The organism is Xanthobacter sp. BG11Y11_SDJG (assembly GCF_057364445.1).
This window is the reverse complement of the sequence record NZ_JBNFNU010000384.1, coordinates 1-4,071: the sequence shown is the minus strand read 5'-3', so window position 1 is coordinate 4,071 and position 4,071 is coordinate 1. Positions and strand designations below refer to the sequence as shown.

The 4,071-nt window shown below is 71.2% G+C and carries 5 protein-coding genes and 1 pseudogene; 1 reads left to right on the top strand and 5 read right to left on the bottom strand.

The genetic code is table 11. The features are described from left to right. The 5 genes and pseudogenes from AC2W7M_RS21260 to AC2W7M_RS21240 form a co-directional block, all read right to left on the bottom strand. Positions 1–632 (bottom strand): DUF447 domain-containing protein (locus AC2W7M_RS21260; protein WP_486134705.1); only part of this gene is annotated, 632 nt, incomplete at its 3' end. Continuing rightward, positions 629–2,065: a DUF6513 domain-containing protein gene (locus tag AC2W7M_RS21255; RefSeq protein WP_486134703.1), complete on the bottom strand. Its 1,437-nt coding sequence runs from the start codon at positions 2,063–2,065 to the stop codon at positions 629–631. The genes AC2W7M_RS21260 and AC2W7M_RS21255, both read right to left, overlap by 4 nt. A gap of 4 nt (positions 2,066–2,069) precedes the next feature. Beyond that, positions 2,070–2,619, bottom strand: a pseudogene (locus tag AC2W7M_RS21250) (flavoprotein). Continuing rightward, on the bottom strand, positions 2,619–2,879 hold the full coding sequence (locus AC2W7M_RS21245) for a hypothetical protein (RefSeq protein ID WP_486134701.1): 261 nt from the start codon (positions 2,877–2,879) through the stop codon (positions 2,619–2,621). Before AC2W7M_RS21245 ends, AC2W7M_RS21250 begins: the two are co-directional and overlap by 1 nt. Further along, positions 2,876–3,241, bottom strand: coding sequence for an amino acid kinase family protein (locus AC2W7M_RS21240; protein ID WP_486134699.1), 366 nt, complete (start codon positions 3,239–3,241; stop codon positions 2,876–2,878). Before AC2W7M_RS21240 ends, AC2W7M_RS21245 begins: the two co-directional genes overlap by 4 nt. Positions 3,242–3,414: 173 nt before the next feature. On the opposite strand from AC2W7M_RS21240, the gene AC2W7M_RS21235 reads away from it, so the two are divergent. Continuing rightward, positions 3,415–3,852, top strand: coding sequence for a c-type cytochrome (locus AC2W7M_RS21235; RefSeq protein WP_486134697.1), 438 nt, complete (start codon positions 3,415–3,417; stop codon positions 3,850–3,852). Positions 3,853–4,071 lie beyond the last annotated feature (219 nt).

Below are 4,071 nucleotides of genomic sequence, written 5' to 3'. Positions count from 1 at the left end.
GTCCATCTCAGCGAGGGTGGCGACGCTGGCAAGCAGGCCCGCGCGCGCGGCGCGGGAGGGGGTCGACGAGGCCGCCCGCGGCGCCGATGGTCGGCGACCGTCTCGCACAGCCAGTCCCAGGCCTCGCGCTCGGCGGGGCCGGCGGTCTTCTCCACCGCCACGGAGAGGTAGTTCATCTCCCGGTCCACCCGCTCCGGGTCGAGCATGTGCAGGCGCGACACCAGGATCGCGCCTTCCACCACCGCCGCCACGGCGCGGTTGAGGCCGAGGAAGGGGGCGTGGCTTTCCCTGTGCACCACGCGGCAGAAGAAGCGCGGCCGCACCGTGTCCTCCTCCACCCGCGTCACCTCGAACTCCTCGTGCGCCAGCGCCGCCTCCAGCCGCGCCCCGGCGATGCGGCGCGCGGGCACGGTGGGCCAGGAGCGGTGGCGGCCGGTGATGCAGCCGGCGAAGATGCGCGCGTCGTCGGTGAGGTTGACGACCCCGGCCTGCGCCGCCAGCAGGTTGTCCAGCGTGCGCGAGGGCCGGAACGGCTGCAGCAGATAGCCGCCCTCCACCACGCTCGCACCCATGGGCGCGACGTGCGGCTCGCCGAGCGGCGAGAGCGTGGTGACGATGGTCTCGCGGATCACTCGGCGTCGTCCTTCGCGTCGCCCGCGGGGGCCGGGGTTGCGGCGGAAAGCGTCGGCCCCGCTTGGTCGAAAGTCAATCGATGGGCGGTTTCGGCGCCCGATCCGGTCGCGGCGGCGACGCCCCAGGCGAGCGGCGCGTCCTGCGCATAGCGCTTGCCGAGGCGGTAGGCGATCTCGGCGCGGGCGGTCTCGACGCCCAGATAGAAGGCATGGGCGCCGTCGCGCTCCACCTTCAGGTGCGGGAACAGCGCGAACGGGTCCTCGCCCACATGGTGACCGTCCCGATTGTAGGCATGGATGCCGTCATCGGTGACCTCGATGCGGAAGTTGCGGTCGCGCACCTCGGCGGCGAGGCGCGCCACCTCCTGCGGCGTGGTGGCGAACGGCGCCCGGTCCCGCAGTGCCATCAGCCCGCCGCCGAACCCTTGGGGCAGGGCGCCCGCCTCCCGCGCGGCGAAGAACTCGCGCCGCGCCCGGTCGAACTCCTTCACCGCCGTGCGGCAGTGCGGGCTCACCTGCACCGCCAGAACGGCATTGAGGCGCAGCTCGGAGATGATGCCCATGAGCACCGCATTGATGCCGGTGGTGTCGGCGTCGGTCAGCTCGGTGACATTGCCGATGCCCATGAGGATGGGGATGTCCGGCTTCAGGCGCCGGAGCTCCGCATAGCGCAGCAGCGAGGCGGTGAAGCCGAAATGGATCGGATCGAGGATCGGATCGGCGAGGAAAGGGCGGCCCATGGCCTCGCAGGCCTCCACCGCGCGCAGGAGCGAGGCGAGATCGCCCGGGGTCGCCGGCACGAGGACGGGCACCGCCGGCCCGTCCTTCAGCACGTCGAGCGTCGTCTCGCTGAGGCTGAGCAGGAAGTCGGCGCCGGCCCGGTTGGCGCGGACGAGGTCATCGGCCGAAAAGCTGTCGATGCTCACCTTGAGCCCGTCCGCCTTGAGCGCGGCGATGGCCTCTTCCAGATGCGGGAACGGCTCATCCGGCAGCGCGCCGAGGTCGATCACGTCCGCCCCGTCGGCCGCGAGGGCGCGGGCGCGGACGAGAATGTCGGCGACGGCGAGGCGCGGGGCGTCGACGATCTCGGCGAAGAGGGTCACGTCCTGGCGCGAGAGGTCCGGCGCCTTGCCGCCGCGGCCGAAGAAGCCGGGAATGTCGGCGGCTTCCTCGGGGCCGCGCTCGAACGGCACGCCGAAGCGCGCGGCCAGCCGGTCGAGGTCGCCGCGGAAGCGGCCTGGCATCAGCACCCGGTCGGTTCCGGCGGGCAAAGCCAGGCGCCGCTCGACGATCTGCGTCGTCATCAGCGCCGCCACCTTCACGCCGATGTTCAGCACCACGGGCTGGAGCGCGGCGTCGGAGATGGCGTCGGCGATCCGCGCGAGGCGCGGCTCGGCGAGCGAGCCGGTGAGGAGGACGACGCGCTCCGCCATGGCGTCAGCCCAGCGCCTGCGCCAGCTGCGCCTGGCGGCGGGCGATGGCGGCTTTCAGGTCGGCGAGGCTCTCGGCCACCGAGGTGGCCTCGAACCCCTTGAGCTTCTCCGTGTTCTCCAGGTCGATGCGGCGCGGGAACACCTTCACCAGCCCGCCCGGCGCCAGGGAGAGCATTTCGGGGGCTGTGTCGCAGGCGAAGACGATGGCGGGCACGCGGCACTTGCCCGCCTGGGCGAAGCAATTGGTGACGAGGGTGTCGGAGATGCCCAGCACCGCCTTCGCCACCGTATTGGAGGAAGCCGGCGCCACCACCAGCGTGTGGTAGTGGCCGTCATAGAAGCGCCCCACGGGCGCCGCCGAAGCGGTGCGGTCACGATAGATGCCGGTGCCCTCGGGCAGCGCCTGCTTGTACATGCGCAGCACCTCCTCGCGCCGCCGAGACGAACAGGTCCACCGCGCCGAGTTCGCCGATCATTGCGATGCACTCGGTGAAGAAGTGGCCGGAGCCGGACAGGGCCCAGGCCCAGCGCGGGGCAAAGGAGGCGTCGCTCATCAAAGGTCCATCCCGGCGCCGGTGGCGAGCGCCGCTGCGAGGCGGACGGAATCGTCCGCGTTCACCAGGACAATAGTGCCCGCGAAGCCGGATGCCATGTGCGGAAAGGCGCGATCGACCGTGCCGGCTGCCGCCAGCGCCTCCAGGTGGTCGCCATGGACCGGCTGCGCCGGCACGGTCGCGCCGGGCGCCTTCACAAGGACGAGCCGCGCGGCACCGAGCCGGCGCGCGAGCCACAGCGCGAGGCTGTCCGAGGTCACGTCCCAGCTTTCGGCGACATCGGGCGCGCCGATGAGCATGGCGGCAGGGAACCAGAGCGCGGCGCCGCGCGCGGCGCCGTCAGCGCGCTTTCGCTGCGGCAGGGCGCCAGCGTGGGCATGAGGTCTGCCAGCGCATAAGCGGACTGCTCCATGGCGAGGATCGCCATGGCGTGGCATGCGGCGTCGGACAGGCCGAGCCGCGGCTGAGCGTCGCGCACCGCGTCGGCGAAGGCGCCGCCGCCGGGCACCAGGATCGCCCGGCGCTCGGCGGCAAGCCGTTGCAGCAACGCACGCGGCGCCGCCCCGCCGAGGAGGCTGCCGCCGATCTTCACGATCACGGGGGAGTGGCGGATTGGGCCCACAGGTCGCATCCTCGGTCAGTCTGGAACCATGCTAAAGCCCTCGGCGACCCTCCGGCACATCCCCCTGTGTCCGGAGCCCTTCCCATTGGACATAAGTTCAAATATTCATATTGTTGAATAGCAAATGGGAGGGGCCGCAGAACGGTCCGCCGCAAGGAGAGAGGAAACCGAACATGCGTCTCATTCTGGCCTCCGTCGCCGTCATCGCCATCACGGGCTCGGCGCTCGCCCAGGACGCGCCGAAGACCGAGGCGGCGCCCGCCGCAGCCGCCGGCGCTCCCGATCTGGCGAAGGGAGAGAATGCGTTCAAGAAGTGCATGGCCTGCCACGCCGTCGGTCCGGGCGCCAAGGCCAAGGTCGGCCCGCCGCTGAACGGCATCGTCGGCGCCAAGTGGGCGCATTTCGAGGGCTATGCCTATTCCCAGGACATCAAGGACGGCGCCGCCGCCGGCAAGGTGTGGGACGACGCCAACCTGAACGCCTATCTGACCAATCCGAAGTCGCTCGCCCCCAAGGGCAAGATGGCCTTCGCCGGCATCAAGAGCGAGACCGAGCGCGCCGACCTCATCGCCTATCTCGCGCAGTTCGATCTCGAGGGCAACAAGAAGTAGCGCGCCCAAGTGATGCCCTAAGTGATGCGGCCGGTCCGGGTCCGTTCACCAGATTGGGTGATGACGATCCGGACTTGATATGCCAGCTACGGGAACTGCGCCGGTCAGGCGAACGAAGGCATGGGGGGTGCCTTCGGGGCGGTGCCTCGCGGGGCACCGGCCCTTCGGGCCGCCCTTGCGGGCGCCGGACCGGCGCATCGGGTCTGCGGCGCCGGGGCC